The sequence below is a fragment of the Nocardioides sp. JS614 genome (assembly GCF_000015265.1).
GTDB lineage: Bacteria > Actinomycetota > Actinomycetes > Propionibacteriales > Nocardioidaceae > Nocardioides.
The window spans coordinates 238,765-251,249 of the sequence record NC_008699.1 but is presented as its reverse complement, the minus strand read 5'-3'; the positions used below and the strand labels follow the sequence as shown (position 1 = coordinate 251,249).

The 12,485-nt window shown below is 72.1% G+C and carries 16 protein-coding genes; all 16 read right to left on the bottom strand.

What is annotated here, in order from left to right:
• Positions 1 to 13 precede the first annotated feature (13 nt).
• The 16 genes from NOCA_RS02595 to NOCA_RS02520 all read right to left on the bottom strand — a co-directional run bounded on the left by NOCA_RS02595 (position 14) and on the right by NOCA_RS02520 (position 12,394).
• On the bottom strand, positions 14 to 376 hold the full coding sequence (locus NOCA_RS02595; RefSeq protein ID WP_011753732.1) for a hypothetical protein: 363 nt from the start codon (positions 374 to 376) through the stop codon (positions 14 to 16).
• Positions 373 to 660 (bottom strand): hypothetical protein, encoded by a 288-nt coding sequence (locus NOCA_RS02590; RefSeq protein WP_011753731.1) that lies wholly within the window; start codon positions 658 to 660, stop codon positions 373 to 375. The genes NOCA_RS02595 and NOCA_RS02590 overlap by 4 nt, the downstream gene beginning before the upstream one ends.
• Before the next feature lies 1 nt (position 661).
• Positions 662 to 916: a hypothetical protein gene (locus NOCA_RS02585; RefSeq protein WP_011753730.1), complete on the bottom strand. Its 255-nt coding sequence runs from the start codon at positions 914 to 916 to the stop codon at positions 662 to 664.
• Positions 917 to 918: 2 nt separating this feature from the next.
• Positions 919 to 1,146 (bottom strand): hypothetical protein, encoded by a 228-nt coding sequence (locus NOCA_RS27360; protein WP_041546065.1) that lies wholly within the window; start codon positions 1,144 to 1,146, stop codon positions 919 to 921.
• Positions 1,147 to 1,159: 13 nt separating this feature from the next.
• Positions 1,160 to 1,411: a hypothetical protein gene (locus NOCA_RS02575; RefSeq protein WP_011753729.1), complete on the bottom strand. Its 252-nt coding sequence runs from the start codon at positions 1,409 to 1,411 to the stop codon at positions 1,160 to 1,162.
• The gene (locus NOCA_RS02570; RefSeq protein WP_011753728.1) at positions 1,411 to 2,007 is read right to left on the bottom strand and encodes an SRPBCC family protein; all 597 of its coding nucleotides are present in this window, start codon (positions 2,005 to 2,007) and stop codon (positions 1,411 to 1,413) included. The genes NOCA_RS02575 and NOCA_RS02570 overlap by 1 nt, the downstream gene beginning before the upstream one ends.
• Position 2,008: 1 nt before the next feature.
• On the bottom strand, positions 2,009 to 2,908 hold the full coding sequence (locus NOCA_RS02565; RefSeq protein ID WP_011753727.1) for an XdhC family protein: 900 nt from the start codon (positions 2,906 to 2,908) through the stop codon (positions 2,009 to 2,011).
• Positions 2,905 to 5,319 carry an aerobic carbon-monoxide dehydrogenase large subunit gene (locus tag NOCA_RS02560; RefSeq protein ID WP_011753726.1) on the bottom strand — a complete coding sequence of 805 codons (2,415 nt, stop codon included), beginning with the start codon at positions 5,317 to 5,319 and terminating at the stop codon, positions 2,905 to 2,907. Before NOCA_RS02560 ends, NOCA_RS02565 begins: the two co-directional genes overlap by 4 nt.
• Positions 5,316 to 5,861: a (2Fe-2S)-binding protein gene (locus NOCA_RS02555; RefSeq protein ID WP_011753725.1), complete on the bottom strand. Its 546-nt coding sequence runs from the start codon at positions 5,859 to 5,861 to the stop codon at positions 5,316 to 5,318. The genes NOCA_RS02560 and NOCA_RS02555 overlap by 4 nt, the downstream gene beginning before the upstream one ends.
• Entirely contained in the window at positions 5,858 to 6,733 is an 876-nt protein-coding gene (locus tag NOCA_RS02550) for an FAD binding domain-containing protein (RefSeq protein ID WP_011753724.1), read from the bottom strand. Before NOCA_RS02550 ends, NOCA_RS02555 begins: the two co-directional genes overlap by 4 nt.
• Positions 6,733 to 7,008, bottom strand: a complete 276-nt coding sequence (locus NOCA_RS02545; RefSeq protein WP_041546064.1) for a hypothetical protein — start codon at positions 7,006 to 7,008, stop codon at positions 6,733 to 6,735. The genes NOCA_RS02550 and NOCA_RS02545 overlap by 1 nt, the downstream gene beginning before the upstream one ends.
• Before the next feature lie 141 nt (positions 7,009 to 7,149).
• Positions 7,150 to 8,106, bottom strand: coding sequence for a LysR family transcriptional regulator (locus NOCA_RS02540; protein WP_011753722.1), 957 nt, complete (start codon positions 8,104 to 8,106; stop codon positions 7,150 to 7,152).
• A complete protein-coding gene (locus tag NOCA_RS02535) occupies positions 8,103 to 8,696 on the bottom strand; it encodes a nucleotidyltransferase family protein (protein ID WP_011753721.1) in 594 nt (197 codons plus the stop codon). The genes NOCA_RS02540 and NOCA_RS02535 overlap by 4 nt, the downstream gene beginning before the upstream one ends.
• The gene (locus NOCA_RS02530) at positions 8,677 to 11,052 is read right to left on the bottom strand and encodes an aerobic carbon-monoxide dehydrogenase large subunit (protein WP_011753720.1); all 2,376 of its coding nucleotides are present in this window, start codon (positions 11,050 to 11,052) and stop codon (positions 8,677 to 8,679) included. Before NOCA_RS02530 ends, NOCA_RS02535 begins: the two co-directional genes overlap by 20 nt.
• Positions 11,049 to 11,525: a (2Fe-2S)-binding protein gene (locus NOCA_RS02525; RefSeq protein ID WP_011753719.1), complete on the bottom strand. Its 477-nt coding sequence runs from the start codon at positions 11,523 to 11,525 to the stop codon at positions 11,049 to 11,051. The genes NOCA_RS02530 and NOCA_RS02525 overlap by 4 nt, the downstream gene beginning before the upstream one ends.
• The gene (locus tag NOCA_RS02520) at positions 11,516 to 12,394 is read right to left on the bottom strand and encodes an FAD binding domain-containing protein (protein WP_011753718.1); all 879 of its coding nucleotides are present in this window, start codon (positions 12,392 to 12,394) and stop codon (positions 11,516 to 11,518) included. The genes NOCA_RS02525 and NOCA_RS02520 overlap by 10 nt, the downstream gene beginning before the upstream one ends.
• Between the last annotated feature and the right edge of the window lie 91 nt (positions 12,395 to 12,485).

The following is a 12,485-nucleotide window of genomic DNA, read 5'->3' as shown; positions in this document are numbered from 1 at the left end:
GGCGGGTGCCCGGTCAGCCCCCGACCGGCTCGTAGCCGACGGTCTCGTGCAGCCGCGAACGGCGGCGGCCCGACGCGGGTGCGGCGGGCGGGCGGGCGGTCGTCGGCGGCTGGTACGTCGCGCCGGCGACGATGCCCTCGGCCATCCCGTAGAGCAGCGGCAGCGCGCCGGCGACCACGCCGCCGGTGCGGTTGATGTGCTCGAGGCCGCCGAGGATCGGCTGGGCGTTCGCCTCGATGCGGTGCACGATCTCCGCGCACTCCTCGAGGTTCACCGCGATCCGCATCAGCTGGGTGCCGACGACGTACAGGTAGAACGCCAGCCCGGCGATCAGCAGCGCGATGTCGACGACGGAGAGAACGACGAGCGTGGTCACATCCGCACCTTTCCGAGGACCCGGCCGAGGAACAGGTGGTGCTCGAGCCCCTCGGCGAGCACCGCGTCGACCCCGGCTGCGGTCGTGGCGATCAGCGCCGTGTCGTTCGTGTTCGTCTCGGCCTCGAGCAGCGTCGCCTTCACCGACGCGACCCGGGTGTCGATGGTGCGCACCTCGAGCACCAGGATCGTCAGCAGCGCCGCGACCGCGAGGACGACGACGAAGCCCCCGATCACGGCGCCCCACCACAGGCTCTCCTGGGTGTCGGTCAACAGGACTGTCACGTCAGCCTCCCAGCCGCTTCCGGCCGCGGTTCAGGCCCGCGACGATCGTGTTCGCGCTCTCGATCGTGGTGTTCAACCCGGCCAGCCCGGCGGTGTTGGTCACCGACTGCCGCAGCGAGGCGTCGATCGCGGCGGCCTGCTTCCCGATCCTGTGCGCGAGCAGCAGGATCGGCACCACCAGGGCCACGACCACCAGCACCACGACGATGCCGACCGTGTAGCCGATCGTCCATCCGGTCTCGGCCATCACCGTCATGGCTACACCGCCTCGCAGAAGTCGCGGACCGGCTTGAGGCTGGCGTTGACGGCCTCGACCGAGGCCGGGACCGTCGCGGTCCGGTCGGCGACGACGCCGACGCCGGCGATCACGCCGTCGAGGGTCTTCGCGACCGCCCGCAGGTGTCCGATCACGCGGATCAGGCCGAGCGCCGCGGCGGCGATGATCAGCACCGCCAGCACGACGGTCACCCAAGCGACGACAGGCATCTCAGACCACCCCTCAACCCAGCAGCTTGGCGACGGAGCCGGCGTACCTGACCGCGCCCTGCGAGACCGCCTCGACGGTCGCGCCGGTGGTCGCCATCGTCTCGGGGACGTCCTCGAGGTCGGCGGCGAGCGCGCCACCACCGGCGAGGATGTCGTCGGCGGCGCCGCGGATCCGCTCGAGCGCCGCGAGCACGCGGTTGAGCAGCGCCACGAGCACCGGTACGACGGCCACCAGCAGGACGATGTTGCCGATCCACCACAGCATCAGCGGCTCCTCAGCTCGGGTCGGTCGGCCGGTCGATAGGGCAGGAAGAACCGCCGGAACACGCGCATCAGCGCCATCCGCGCGGCCTGGAGCCCGATCGCGAGGCCGCTCGCCGGCTTGGCCGTCGCCGACACGGTCTCCCCCCGCTCCAGCGCGTCGATCCGCTGCTGGGCGTTGGCCGCGAACTGCCCCATGAGCACGGTCGTGACGTCGGAGATCATGCCGCGGCCGTACTGCGCCGCGGCCCCGGAGAGCTGCAGGTCCTGCTCGAGGTGCACCTTCGTGCCCCGGCCCACCGACGTCAGCGCGGCCGTCACCGTCATCGAGGCCTGGCCGCGGCCCTTCGTGTCGGCGCCGGAGGCGTCGATGACCATCCGCTTGGTGGCGTCGTCGCGCTCGAGGATCCTGGCCTTGCCGTCGAACTCGAGCTTGACCGGCCCCATCCGGATGCCGACGCCGCCGCCGTACGTGTCGTCGCCGAGGTCCTCGGTGAGCTCGGCGCCGGGCAGGCAGGCGGCGACCTGCGGCACGTCGCCGAAGAACGCCCACACCTTGTCGATCGGCTGACCGACCTCGAAGTCGTTGCTCAGCAGCATGTCAGGCCTCCACCTTCGCGAGGAACGCGTCGCGGCAGCCGACGCAGCAGAAGTGGTACGTCGTGCCGTCGACCTCGGCCGGGAAGTGCGCGTCGTCCGCGGGCACGGTCATCCCACACACCGGGTCGAGCGCCTCGGGCGTCTCCAGGAGCGGAAGCGTCCGGCGCACCGGCTCGGCGGAGATGCCGCCGGCCGCGCGGACCTGCACCAGCTCGGCCAGGATCGACACGGCGATCTCCTGGTGGCTGGTCCGGCCGAGGTCGATGCCGACCGGGGTGCGCACCCGCTCCAGCAGGTGTTGCGGGACGCCGCGCTCCGCGAGGTAGCCGAGCACGGCGTCGCCGCGCTTGCGCGAGGCGACCAGGCCGACGTACGCCGGCATCGCGGATGCGGCGTGGCGCACGACGTCCTCGTCGCCGTGCCCCTGGGTCGCGACCACGACCACCGAGCGCTGGTCGATGTCGGCACCGGTGAAGTCCGGACCGTCGACGAGGTCGGTCCGCCAGCCGAGCGCGCGCGCCAGCGCCGCCAGGGTCTGGGCCATCGGCGAGCGACCCACGACGACCAGGTGCACCGGCGGGTGGACGGGCTCGATGTAGATCTGCAAGGCACCCTCGCTCTGGCAGGACATCGGGATCGCGGTCATCCCCTCGGGCAGCACCAGGTCCTCGCTCGCGCCGAGGTAGAGCAGCTTCGGCTCACCATCGCGGATCACCCGCTGCGCCTCGCGGATCACGGTCGGCTCGGCGCAGGCCCCGCCGATCCATCCGTGGACGTGGCCGTCGGCGGTGACGTACGCGCGCGACCCGATCTGGCCGGACGACGGCGCCTGCCGCCACACCACCGTCGCGACGGCGTACTCCTGGCCTCCCAGGTCGGCGATGAGATCGGGCTCGTTCATGCGTCGGTCCTGATCGGCGGGGCACCGGACACGTCGTGGCGCTGGGTGATCGCCTCGTGGACGCGGTCGGGCAGCAGCGGCATGTCGACGTTGCGCACGCCGTACTGCTTGAGTGCGTCCATGACGGCGTTGACGAACGCCGCCGGGCCGCCGACCGTCGCGCACTCGCCGATGCCCTTGGCACCGATCGGGTGGTGCGGGCAGGGCGTGACGACCTCGTGCAGCTCGTAGCCGGGGGTCTCCCACGCGGTCGGGAGCAGGTAGTCCATGAAGTTCGACCCGATGCAGTTGCCGTCGGCGTCGAAGGTGATGAACTGCATGCTCGACATCGCGTAGGCCTCGGTCAGGCCGCCCATGATCTGGCCCTCGACGATCATCGGGTTGATGCGCACGCCGCAGTCGTCGACGGCCACCACGCGCAGCACGTCCCACACGCCGGTCATCGGGTCGACCTCGACGGTGACGATGTAGCAGCCGAACGGCCAGGTCAGGTTGGGCGGGTCGTAGTAGGCGTTGGCCTCCAGCCCGGGCTCGAGGCCGTCGGGCATGTTGGAGTACGCCGCCATCGCGCACTCCTGGATCGTCACGCCGCGGTCCGGCGCGGACCGGACGTAGAACCGGCCGAGCTCCCACTCGACGTCCTCCTCGGAGACCTCGAGCAGGTGGGCGGCGAGCTTGCGGGCCTTGGCCCGGATCTTCCGCGCCACCATCGCGACCGCGGCGCCCGCGACCGGGGTGCTGCGCGAGGCGTAGGTGCCCATGCCGAACGGCGCGGTGTCGGTGTCGCCCTCCTCGACCACGACGTCGTCGGCGGGGAGGCCGAGCTCGTGCGCGACGATCTGCGCCCACGTGGTCTCGTGTCCCTGGCCCTGGGTCTTCGCGCCGGTTCGTAGGATCGCCTTGCCGGTCATGTGGACCCGCAGCTCGGCGGAGTCGAACATCTTGATGCCGAGGATGTCGTACTCGCGGCTGTTGCCGGCGCCGAGCGGCTCGGTCATGCAGGAGATGCCGATGCCGAGCAGCCGGCCCTGCTTCGCGGCCTCGGCCTGCTCGCGCCGGAACCCCTCGTAGTCGATCGCGTCGAGGCCGACCTGGAGGCACTTGGCGTACTGCCCGGAGTCGGTGAGGAAACCGAACGGCGTGCGGTGCGGGAAGTCGTCGTCGCGGACGAAGTTCATCCGGCGGAACTCCGCCTGGTCGATGCCCAGCTCGTCGGCAGCCGCCTGCATCATCCGCTCCTGGAAGAACATCGCCTCGGTGACGCGGAACGAGCACCGGTACGCGACGCCGCCCGGCGCCTTGTTCGTGTAGACGCCGCGTGCGGTCAGGTGCGCGGTCGGGATGTCGTAGCAGGAGAACGTCGAGTGCAGCAGCCCGATCTTGAACTTGCTCGGCTGGGCGTCGCCGAAGAACGCGCCGTGGTCGGAGTCGGTGTGCATCCGCACCGCCAGGATCTTGCCGTCGCGGCGCAGCGCCAGCTCACCCTCGAGGTAGACGTCGCGGCCGAACCCGGTGGAGATCAGGTTGCCGCTGCGGTCCTCGATCCACTTGACCGGCCGCTCCAGCAGGATCGACGCGAGGATCGTCATCACGTAGCCCGGGTAGACCGGCACCTTGTTGCCGAAACCGCCGCCGAGGTCCGGCGAGACGATCCGGATCATGTGCTCGGGCAGCTCGGCGATCAGCGCGACCGCGGCGCGCACGATGTGCGGCGCTTGCGTGGTCATGTAGATCGTGAGCTTGCCGGTCGCGCGGTCGAAGTCCGCGACCGAGCCGCAGCACTCCAGCGGCGAGGGGTGCGAGCGCGGGTAGTGCATCCGGATCGTCGAGACGTGGTCCGCCTCCGCGAACGCGCGGTCGGTGCCCTCCTTGTCGCCGACCTCCCAGTCGAAGATGACGTTGTCGGCCTGGCCCTCCTTGTCGTCCCGGATGATCGGGGCGTCGGGGGCCATCGCCTGGGTCGGGTTCACGATCACCGGCAGCTGCTCGTACTCGACCTCGATGGCCTCGCACGCGTCCTTGGCGATGTAGGGGTCGTCGGCGATGACGCAGGCGACCTCCTGGCCCTGGAACCGCACCTTGTCGGTGGCCAGCACGGCCTGGGTGTCGTAGCTCAGCGTCGGCATCCAGGCCAGGTTGCGGGTCGCCATCATCTCGCCGGTCAGCACCAGGCGTACGCCGGGCATGTTCCACGCCCGGGTGGTGTCGATCGAGACGATCCTCGCGTGCGCGACCGGGCTGCGCAGGATCTCCATGTGCAGCATCCCGGGCAGCACCACGTCGTCGACGTAGTGGCCGCGGCCGCGGATGAAGCGGTTGTCCTCGACGCGCCTGCGGCTCGCGCCCATCCCGCCGATCTTGATCTCGTCCAGCGCCCGGCTGGTGGTCGGTGCGGGCTCGGTGGCGGTCACTCCGCGCTCCCCTCGTCAGCCGAGGCGCCGTTCATCTGCTTGGCCGCCCACAGCACCGACTTCACGATGTTCTGGTAGCCGGTGCAGCGGCACAGGTTGCCGGACAGCGCGAACCGCACCTCGTCCTCGGTCGGGTCCGGGTTCTCGGCGAGCAGCGCCTTGGCGGCGAGCATCATGCCCGGGGTGCAGAACCCGCACTGCAGGCCGTGCTCGTCCTTGAAGCCCTCCTGCAGCGGGTGCAGCTCGCTCGGTCCGGCCAGTCCCTCGACCGTGGTCACCTCGTGGCCGTCCGCCTGGACGGCGAGCATCGTGCAGCTCTTGACCGGCAGCCCGTCGACCAGCACGGTGCAGGCGCCGCAGTTCGTGGTGTCGCAGCCGGTGTGGGTGCCGGTGAGCTTGAAGCCCTGGCGCAGCAGGTGGGCGAGCAGCAGCCGTGGCTCGACGTCGGCGGTCCTCGGCGTGCCGTTGACGCGGACGGTGATCCGACGGACCGGGACGCCTTCGGCCGCGGCCGCGGGAACTTCTTCGAACAAGCTCGTCATGCTGCAGCCTCGCTGGTCTGGGTGACCCGGGTCAGGATCCGGGTGACGAAGGTGTGGATCACGTGCCGCTTGTACGACGCGCTGCCACGGTGGTCGGAGGTCGGCTGCGCCACCTCGGCCGCGAGGTCGGCCGCACGGCCGATCGCCTCGGCCGTGAGCGGCTGGCCGACGAGCGCCTCCGCGGCCGCTCGGGCGTCGACGGTGCGGCTGCCGACGCCCGTGAGGGCGATGCCGGCACGGGTGACCCGGTCGCCATCGAGCTCGAGCGCGACCGCGGTGCCCGCCGTGGCGAAGTCGCCGACCCGGCGCTCGAGCTTGAGGAAGCCGCCGGCCACCCGGGCACGTGGCGCCGGGAGGACCGCCTCGACCGCGACCTCGTCGTACTCGAGGACGTTCTGGAACGGCCCGGTCACGAAGTCGGTGATCGGGATGCTCCGCCGGCCGCCCGGGCCCTGGGCGACGACGTGGCCGCCGAGCGCCGTGACGACGGCGGCCCAGTCCCCCTGGGGATCCGCGTGGCACAGCGAGCCGACCAGGGTGCCGCGGGTGCGGACGATCGGGTCGGCGATCAGCGGGGCGGCCGCGGCCATCACCGGCTGCGCCCGCGCGACCTCGAGCGAGCGCTCCAGGTCACGGTGGCGGCACAGCGCGCCGACCCGGATGCCGCCGTCGGCCGCGACGTCCAGGTGGTCGAGGCCGGGCAGGTTGTTGATGTCGACGAGGAGCTCGGGCGCGGCGAACCGCAGCTTCATCAGCGGGACCAGGCTCTGGCCTCCGGCGAGGACCTTGGCCTCGCCGGCGCCCTCGTGGAGGAGCTGGATCGCCTCGTCGATCGAGCGCGGCGCCTCGTAGCGGAACCGGGACGGGTACATCAGGCTCCTTCGGTCCGGTGTCGCGGCTCCGCCGCCGGGTCCGGGATCGCGACCGGCAGCGACTCGACGTCCGTGGGATCCGGGCGCGGGTGCTGGTGCGGCGGCCACGGCCCCTGCACCGGCTGGCCGGCGACCTTGAGGAACTCGACGAACTCGGGGAAGGCCCACACGGTGGGGCTCTTGCCCGGCCCCTCTGATGTGGACCGTGGTGCGTTCTCGATGAGCTCGTACATCCGGGGGTTGCCCCGGCTGTGACCATCGGACTCGACCGGCACGGACCGCCTCCTGGAGGTGAGTGGTGGCGTCACTGTGCTCCCCGTCACAGGGGGCGGCAACCGCGGATCAAGGGTTCGCTTAGGTCGGGTCGTGTGCCTGAGCACGCGCCATGGCGCGTGCTCAGGCACACGACCCGTTCCTCAGCTCCAGAGGGTCACGTGCACGGCGGGCTTGAACCGGCCGTGGGTGACACCGCGGCCGCGGAGCATCGCCTGGGTGGCCCGGGGGGTCGTGACGAAGCGCGCCATCTCCTCCGCAGCCGGCGTGGCCCGCTCGCCGCCGAGGATCGAGATGTTCCACGAGCCCTGGCCCTGTACCGGGCGACCGGGGACGCGGACCAGGGCGCCGGTGGCGAGGTCCTGGGCGACGGCGAACGCCACGGCGAGCGTGATGCCGCGGCCGCGCTTGGCCTCCTCGAGCGCGGCGGCGTGGGACTGGAAGATCTGCTGCCGCTCCTCGGGTACGCCGATCCTCTGCAGCAGTCCGGGGATCACTCCGGCGTCGTCGGCGGCCGAGGGTCCGAGCAGCCAGGTCTGGTCGCGGAGCATCGCGATGCCGGGCTGACCGCGGGTGACGGGGTGCTCGGGACCGACCACGGCCAGGACCTGGTAGTTGAGGAAGAGCTTGCTGATCAGCGCCGGGTCGCCGGTGGCCGGGCGCGGGCCGACGACCGCGTCGACCGTGCGGGTCAGCAGCAGCTGCTCGAAGTCCCGCGCCCGATGGACGCTGAGCTCGACGTCGAGGTCGCGGGCGCGGTCGGCGAACAGGCCGATCAGCCCAGGGGCGGCGTACTCCGCGAACAGCGAGGTGGTGCCGAGCCTCAGCATCCGGCGGCCGACGCCGGCCTCCCGCACCTCGAGCACGGTGCGGTCCTGGAGGCCGAGCAGCTCCACCGCGCGACTGGCCAGCCGCAGCCCGCCGGGCGTGAACGCGAGGCCCGACGCGGTCCGGTTGAAGAGCTGGTCGCCGAGCTCCTTGCGCAGCTGCCCGACGTGCAGGGACACCGCCGCCTCCGACACCTCGAGCTCGGCGGCCGCGGCCTTGACCGACCCGAGGCGGACGACGGTCGCGAACGCCCGGAGCTGGGTCGGGGTCACCGGTCCCACCTCGCCAGCAGCGCCCGGTAGTCCGCCTCGGTGTCGACGTCGGCCGGTACGTCGCCGACGACCGGCACGGTCACGAGCGCGTCACCCGCGGCGTCCACGAGCTTCCACACGGCCTTGTCGCCGTGCAGGTTCGCCAGCTCGCCGAAGCGGGAGCGGCCCAGCCAGAACGGATGGCCGAGCCCGTTGTCGTACCGGCACACCGCGAGGTCCGCGTCGACCGCGGCCACCGCGGCCACCGCGGCCGGGGAGACCTCGGGCTGGTCGCCGAGCATCAGCACGAGACCCTCGGACGTCGCGCTGATGGCGGGGAGCGCGGCGGCGATCGACGAGGAGCAGCCGGCGCCGAACCCCGGGTTCCGCACGACGTCCACGCCCGAGAGGTCGACGGTGGCTGCGACCTCGTCGGCCGCGCCGCCGAGGGCGAGGACCACCTGGCCGAACCCGCACCGCCGGACGGCGGACAGGGTCGCGTCGAGCAGCGTCGCGCCACCGAGCGGCAGCAGCTGCTTGGGCCGGCCGAGGCGGGACGAGCCGCCGGCCGCCAGCACCAGCGCGGTGGCGTCACTGAGGAGGCGTGGCACGGCCGTGCATCGCCTCCCAGACCCGGGACGGGGTGAGCGGCATGTCGGCGTGCCGCACGCCGTACGGCGCGAGCGCGTCGATCACCGCGTTGACGACCGCAGGCGGAGAGCCGACGGTGGCGGACTCGCCGACACCCTTGGCGCCGATCGGGTGGTGCGGCGAGGGGGTGACGGTCATGCCGGTCTCCCAGTCGGGCACCTCCTTGGCCGTGGGGATCAGGTAGTCCATGAGCGAGCCGCCGAGGCAGTTGCCGTGCTCGTCGTACCCGATGTACTCCATCAGGGCCATGCCGACCCCGTCGGTCAGACCGCCGTGGATCTGCCCCTCGACGATCATCTCGTTGATGCGGGTCCCGCAGTCGTCGACGGCGACGAACCGCCGCACCTTGACCACGGCGGTGCCGGGGTCGATGTCGACGACGCAGATGTAGGCGCCGTAGGGATAGGTGAGGTTGTCGGGGTTGTAGGACACCTGCGCGTCCAGCCCGCCCTCCACACCCTCGGGGAGCTCGTCGGCGCCGTGCGCGCGCATCGCGACCTGCTCGATCGTGACGCTCGCGCCGGGGACCCCCCGCACGCCGAACCGCCCCCCGGCCGCGTCCTTGGTCCACTCGAGGTCGTCCGGGGCCACCTCGAGCATCCCGGCCGCGATCAGCCGCGCCTTCTCGCGTACCCGCCGCGACGCGATGACCGCCGCCGCCCCGGACACCGGGGTCGACCGCGACCCGTACGTTCCCAGGCCGTAAGGCGTGTTGTCGGTGTCGCCGTGCACCACGTCGATGTTCTCGGGGTGGATGCCGAGCTCCTCGGCGACCAGCTGGGCGAAGGTCGTCTCGTGCCCCTGGCCCTGCGTCTGCACCGCGATCCGCAGCACGGCCGACCCGGTCGGGTGCACCCGCAGCTCACACCCGTCGGCCATGCCGAGGCCGAGCATGTCCATGTCCTTGCGCGGACCGGCCCCGACGGCCTCGGTGAAGAACGAGACGCCGATCCCCATCAGGCTCTGCCCGTCCCCGGCGGCGCGGCGCGCGGCCTGCTCGGCCCGGAGCTCGTCGTACCCCGCGATCCGCAGCGCCTCCTGCATGGTCGTCGCGTAGTCGCCGGAGTCGTAGACCCAGCCGGTGCGCGACGTGTACGGGAACTGGTCGCTGCGGATGAAGTTGCGCAGCCGCAGCTCGACCGGGTCGATGCCGAGCTCGTCGGCGAGCAGGTCGACCATCCGCTCGACCAGGTAGACGGCCTCGGCGATCCGGAACGAGCACGCATAGGCGACCCCGCCGGGCGCCTTGTTGGTGTGCACCGCGGTCATCGAGCAGTACGCCGCCTCGATGTCGTAGCTGCCGGTGAAGACGCCGAAGAAGCCGCCCGGGAACTTCCGCGGCGCCGCGGTCCCGTTGAAGGCGCCGTGGTCGGCGAGCACGTGGCTGCGCAGCGCGAGGATCCGCCCGTCGCGGGTCGCGGCGATCTCGCCCTGCATCACGTAGTCGCGGGCGAACCCGGACGCCACGAGGTTCTCGGTGCGGTCCTCGGTCCACTTCACCGGCCGGCCGGTGACCATCGAGCCCACGATCGCGCAGACGTAGCCGGGGTAGATCGGCACCTTGTTGCCGAAGCCGCCGCCGATGTCCGGCGAGATCACCCGGATCTTGTGCTCGGGGAGGCCCGCGAACATGGAGTACAGCGTCCGGTGGGCGTGCGGCGCCTGGGTGGTCGCCCAGAGGGTGAGCTTCTGCTCGACCCGGTCGTAGTCGGCGACCGCGCCGCAAGTCTCCAGCGGTGCCGGGTGCACCCGCGGGAACACGATCTCCTGTCGGACGACGACCTCGGCCCGGTCGAACACCGCGTCGGTCGCCGCCGCGTCACCGGTCTCCCAGTCGAAGCAGTGGTTGTCGGTCTTGCCGGCCACGTCGTCGCGGATGAGCGGGGCGTCCGCGTCGAGGGCGCGGCGCACGTCGACGACCGGCGGGAGCACGTCGTACTCGACGTCGATCAGCTCGAGGGCGTCGCGCGCGGAGTAGCGGTCCTCGGCGACGACGAACGCGACCTCCTGGCCCTGGAAGCGGACCTTGTCGGTGGCCAGCACGGCCTGCACGTCGCCGGAGAGGGTGGGCATCCAGGCGAGGCCGCGCTCGGCGAGCAGCGCGCCGGTGACGACCGCCTTCACCTTCGGGTGCGCCTCGGCCGCGAGCGTGTCGATGGAGAGGATCCGCGCGTGCGCGACCGGCGACCGCAGCACGGCGAGGTGCAGCATTCCCGGCAGCGCGATGTCGTCGAGGTACTTCCCGCGGCCGCGCACGAACCGCCGGTCCTCCTTGCGGAGCATCCGGCCGTGCCCGATCGGGACGGTCGCGGTCATGCCTCGATCCTCCCCTCGGGGTGGTCGGCGGCCCAGCGCACGGAGCGGACGATCGAGGCGTAGCCGGTGCACCGGCAGATCTGTCCCGAGATCGCCTCCCGGATGTCCTCCTCGCTCGGGTCCGGGTCGCGGTCGAGCAGCGCCCGGGCGGACATCAGCATCCCGGAGGTGCAGAAGCCGCACTGGAGGCCGTGGCACTCCATGAAGCCCTGCTGCACCGGGTCGAGCTCCCCGTCCTGCTCGAGGTCCTCGACGGTGCGGACGTCATGACCGGCGGCCATCGCGGTGAGCACGGTGCACGACTTGACCGGCTCGTCGTCGTACAGGACCACGCAGCTGCCGCAGTTACTGGTGTCGCAGCCCCAGTGCGTACCGGTCAGGCCGAGGTCGTCGCGCAGGAAGTGCACGAGCAGCAGGCGCGCCTCCACGTCGCGGGTGACGACCTCGCCGTTCACCGTGAGGGTCACCTCCACGTGACCACCCGCTCCCAGGCCGTGCGCAGCGTACGCCGGGTGAGCTCCCCGGCCAGGTGGCGCTTGTAGTCCGCGCTCCCGCGGCCGTCGGTGACCGGTCGGCAGCTGGCCGCCGCGATCGCCCCGGCCTCGGCCCAGGCCTCCTCGCTCGGCGCCCGGCCCCGCAGCGCCGCGGAGATCGCGGGGATGCCGGTGGTGTTCGGCCCCACCGCGGCCAGCCCGACCCGGGCATCGGCGATCGAGTCGTGCTCGTCGAGCCAGAGCGCCGCGCCGACGGCGGTGACCGCCCAGTCGCCGGCGCGGCGATCGACCTTCGCATAGGCGCTGCTGCCGTGCGGGCGGACCGGGATGCGCACCTCGATCAGCATCTCGTCGTGCCGGACGACGGTCTCGTACGGCCCGAGGTGGAAGTCGTCCATGGACACCACCCGCTCGCCGTCCCGGCCGCGGATCACGCAGCTCGCGTCGAGCGTGGTGCACACCGAGGACAGGTCCTCCGACGGGTCTGCCTGGCACAGCGCACCGCCGAGCGTGCCGCGGTTGCGGACGGGCGGGTCGGCGATCACCCGCTCGGCGTCCCGGAAGATCGGGCACACCTCGGCGAGGGCATCGGACTCGAGCAGCTCGCGGTGGCGGGTCAGCGCACCGATGCGCACCCCGGTCGGGCCGATGTCGATGTAGCTGAGCTCGTCGTGCAGGTCGTTGATGTCGACGAGGTACTCGGGGTTGGCCAGCCGCAGCTTCATCATCGGCAGCAGGCTGTGCCCGCCGGCGATCAGCCGCGCCTCGTCCCCGAGCCGGGCCAGCAGCCCGATCGCGTGCTCGACACTGGTCGCCCGCTCGTATTCGATCGGCGCCGGTACCTGCACGCGGCCGATGGTACGGCGAGCGACCCCCGCGGGTGGGAAATCGTCCGGGGCGATCGGTGTCCCCCCGGGCCGTCGGTGTGCGCGGCGGCGG

What these genes read in the sequence shown, in the direction of transcription:
- NOCA_RS02585 (WP_011753730.1), bottom strand. Translation starts at nt 916, where the DNA reads ATGACGGTGATGGCCGAGACCGGATGGACGATCGGCTACACGGTCGGC.
- NOCA_RS27360 (WP_041546065.1), bottom strand. Translation starts at nt 1,146, where the DNA reads ATGCCTGTCGTCGCTTGGGTGACCGTCGTGCTGGCGGTGCTGATCATC.
- NOCA_RS02575 (WP_011753729.1), bottom strand. Translation starts at nt 1,411, where the DNA reads ATGCTGTGGTGGATCGGCAACATCGTCCTGCTGGTGGCCGTCGTACCG.
- NOCA_RS02570 (WP_011753728.1), bottom strand. Translation starts at nt 2,007, where the DNA reads ATGCTGCTGAGCAACGACTTCGAGGTCGGTCAGCCGATCGACAAGGTG.
- NOCA_RS02565 (WP_011753727.1), bottom strand. Translation starts at nt 2,908, where the DNA reads ATGAACGAGCCCGATCTCATCGCCGACCTGGGAGGCCAGGAGTACGCC.
- NOCA_RS02555 (WP_011753725.1), bottom strand. Translation starts at nt 5,861, where the DNA reads ATGACGAGCTTGTTCGAAGAAGTTCCCGCGGCCGCGGCCGAAGGCGTC.
- NOCA_RS02550 (WP_011753724.1), bottom strand. Translation starts at nt 6,733, where the DNA reads ATGTACCCGTCCCGGTTCCGCTACGAGGCGCCGCGCTCGATCGACGAG.
- NOCA_RS02530 (WP_011753720.1), bottom strand. Translation starts at nt 11,052, where the DNA reads ATGACCGCGACCGTCCCGATCGGGCACGGCCGGATGCTCCGCAAGGAG.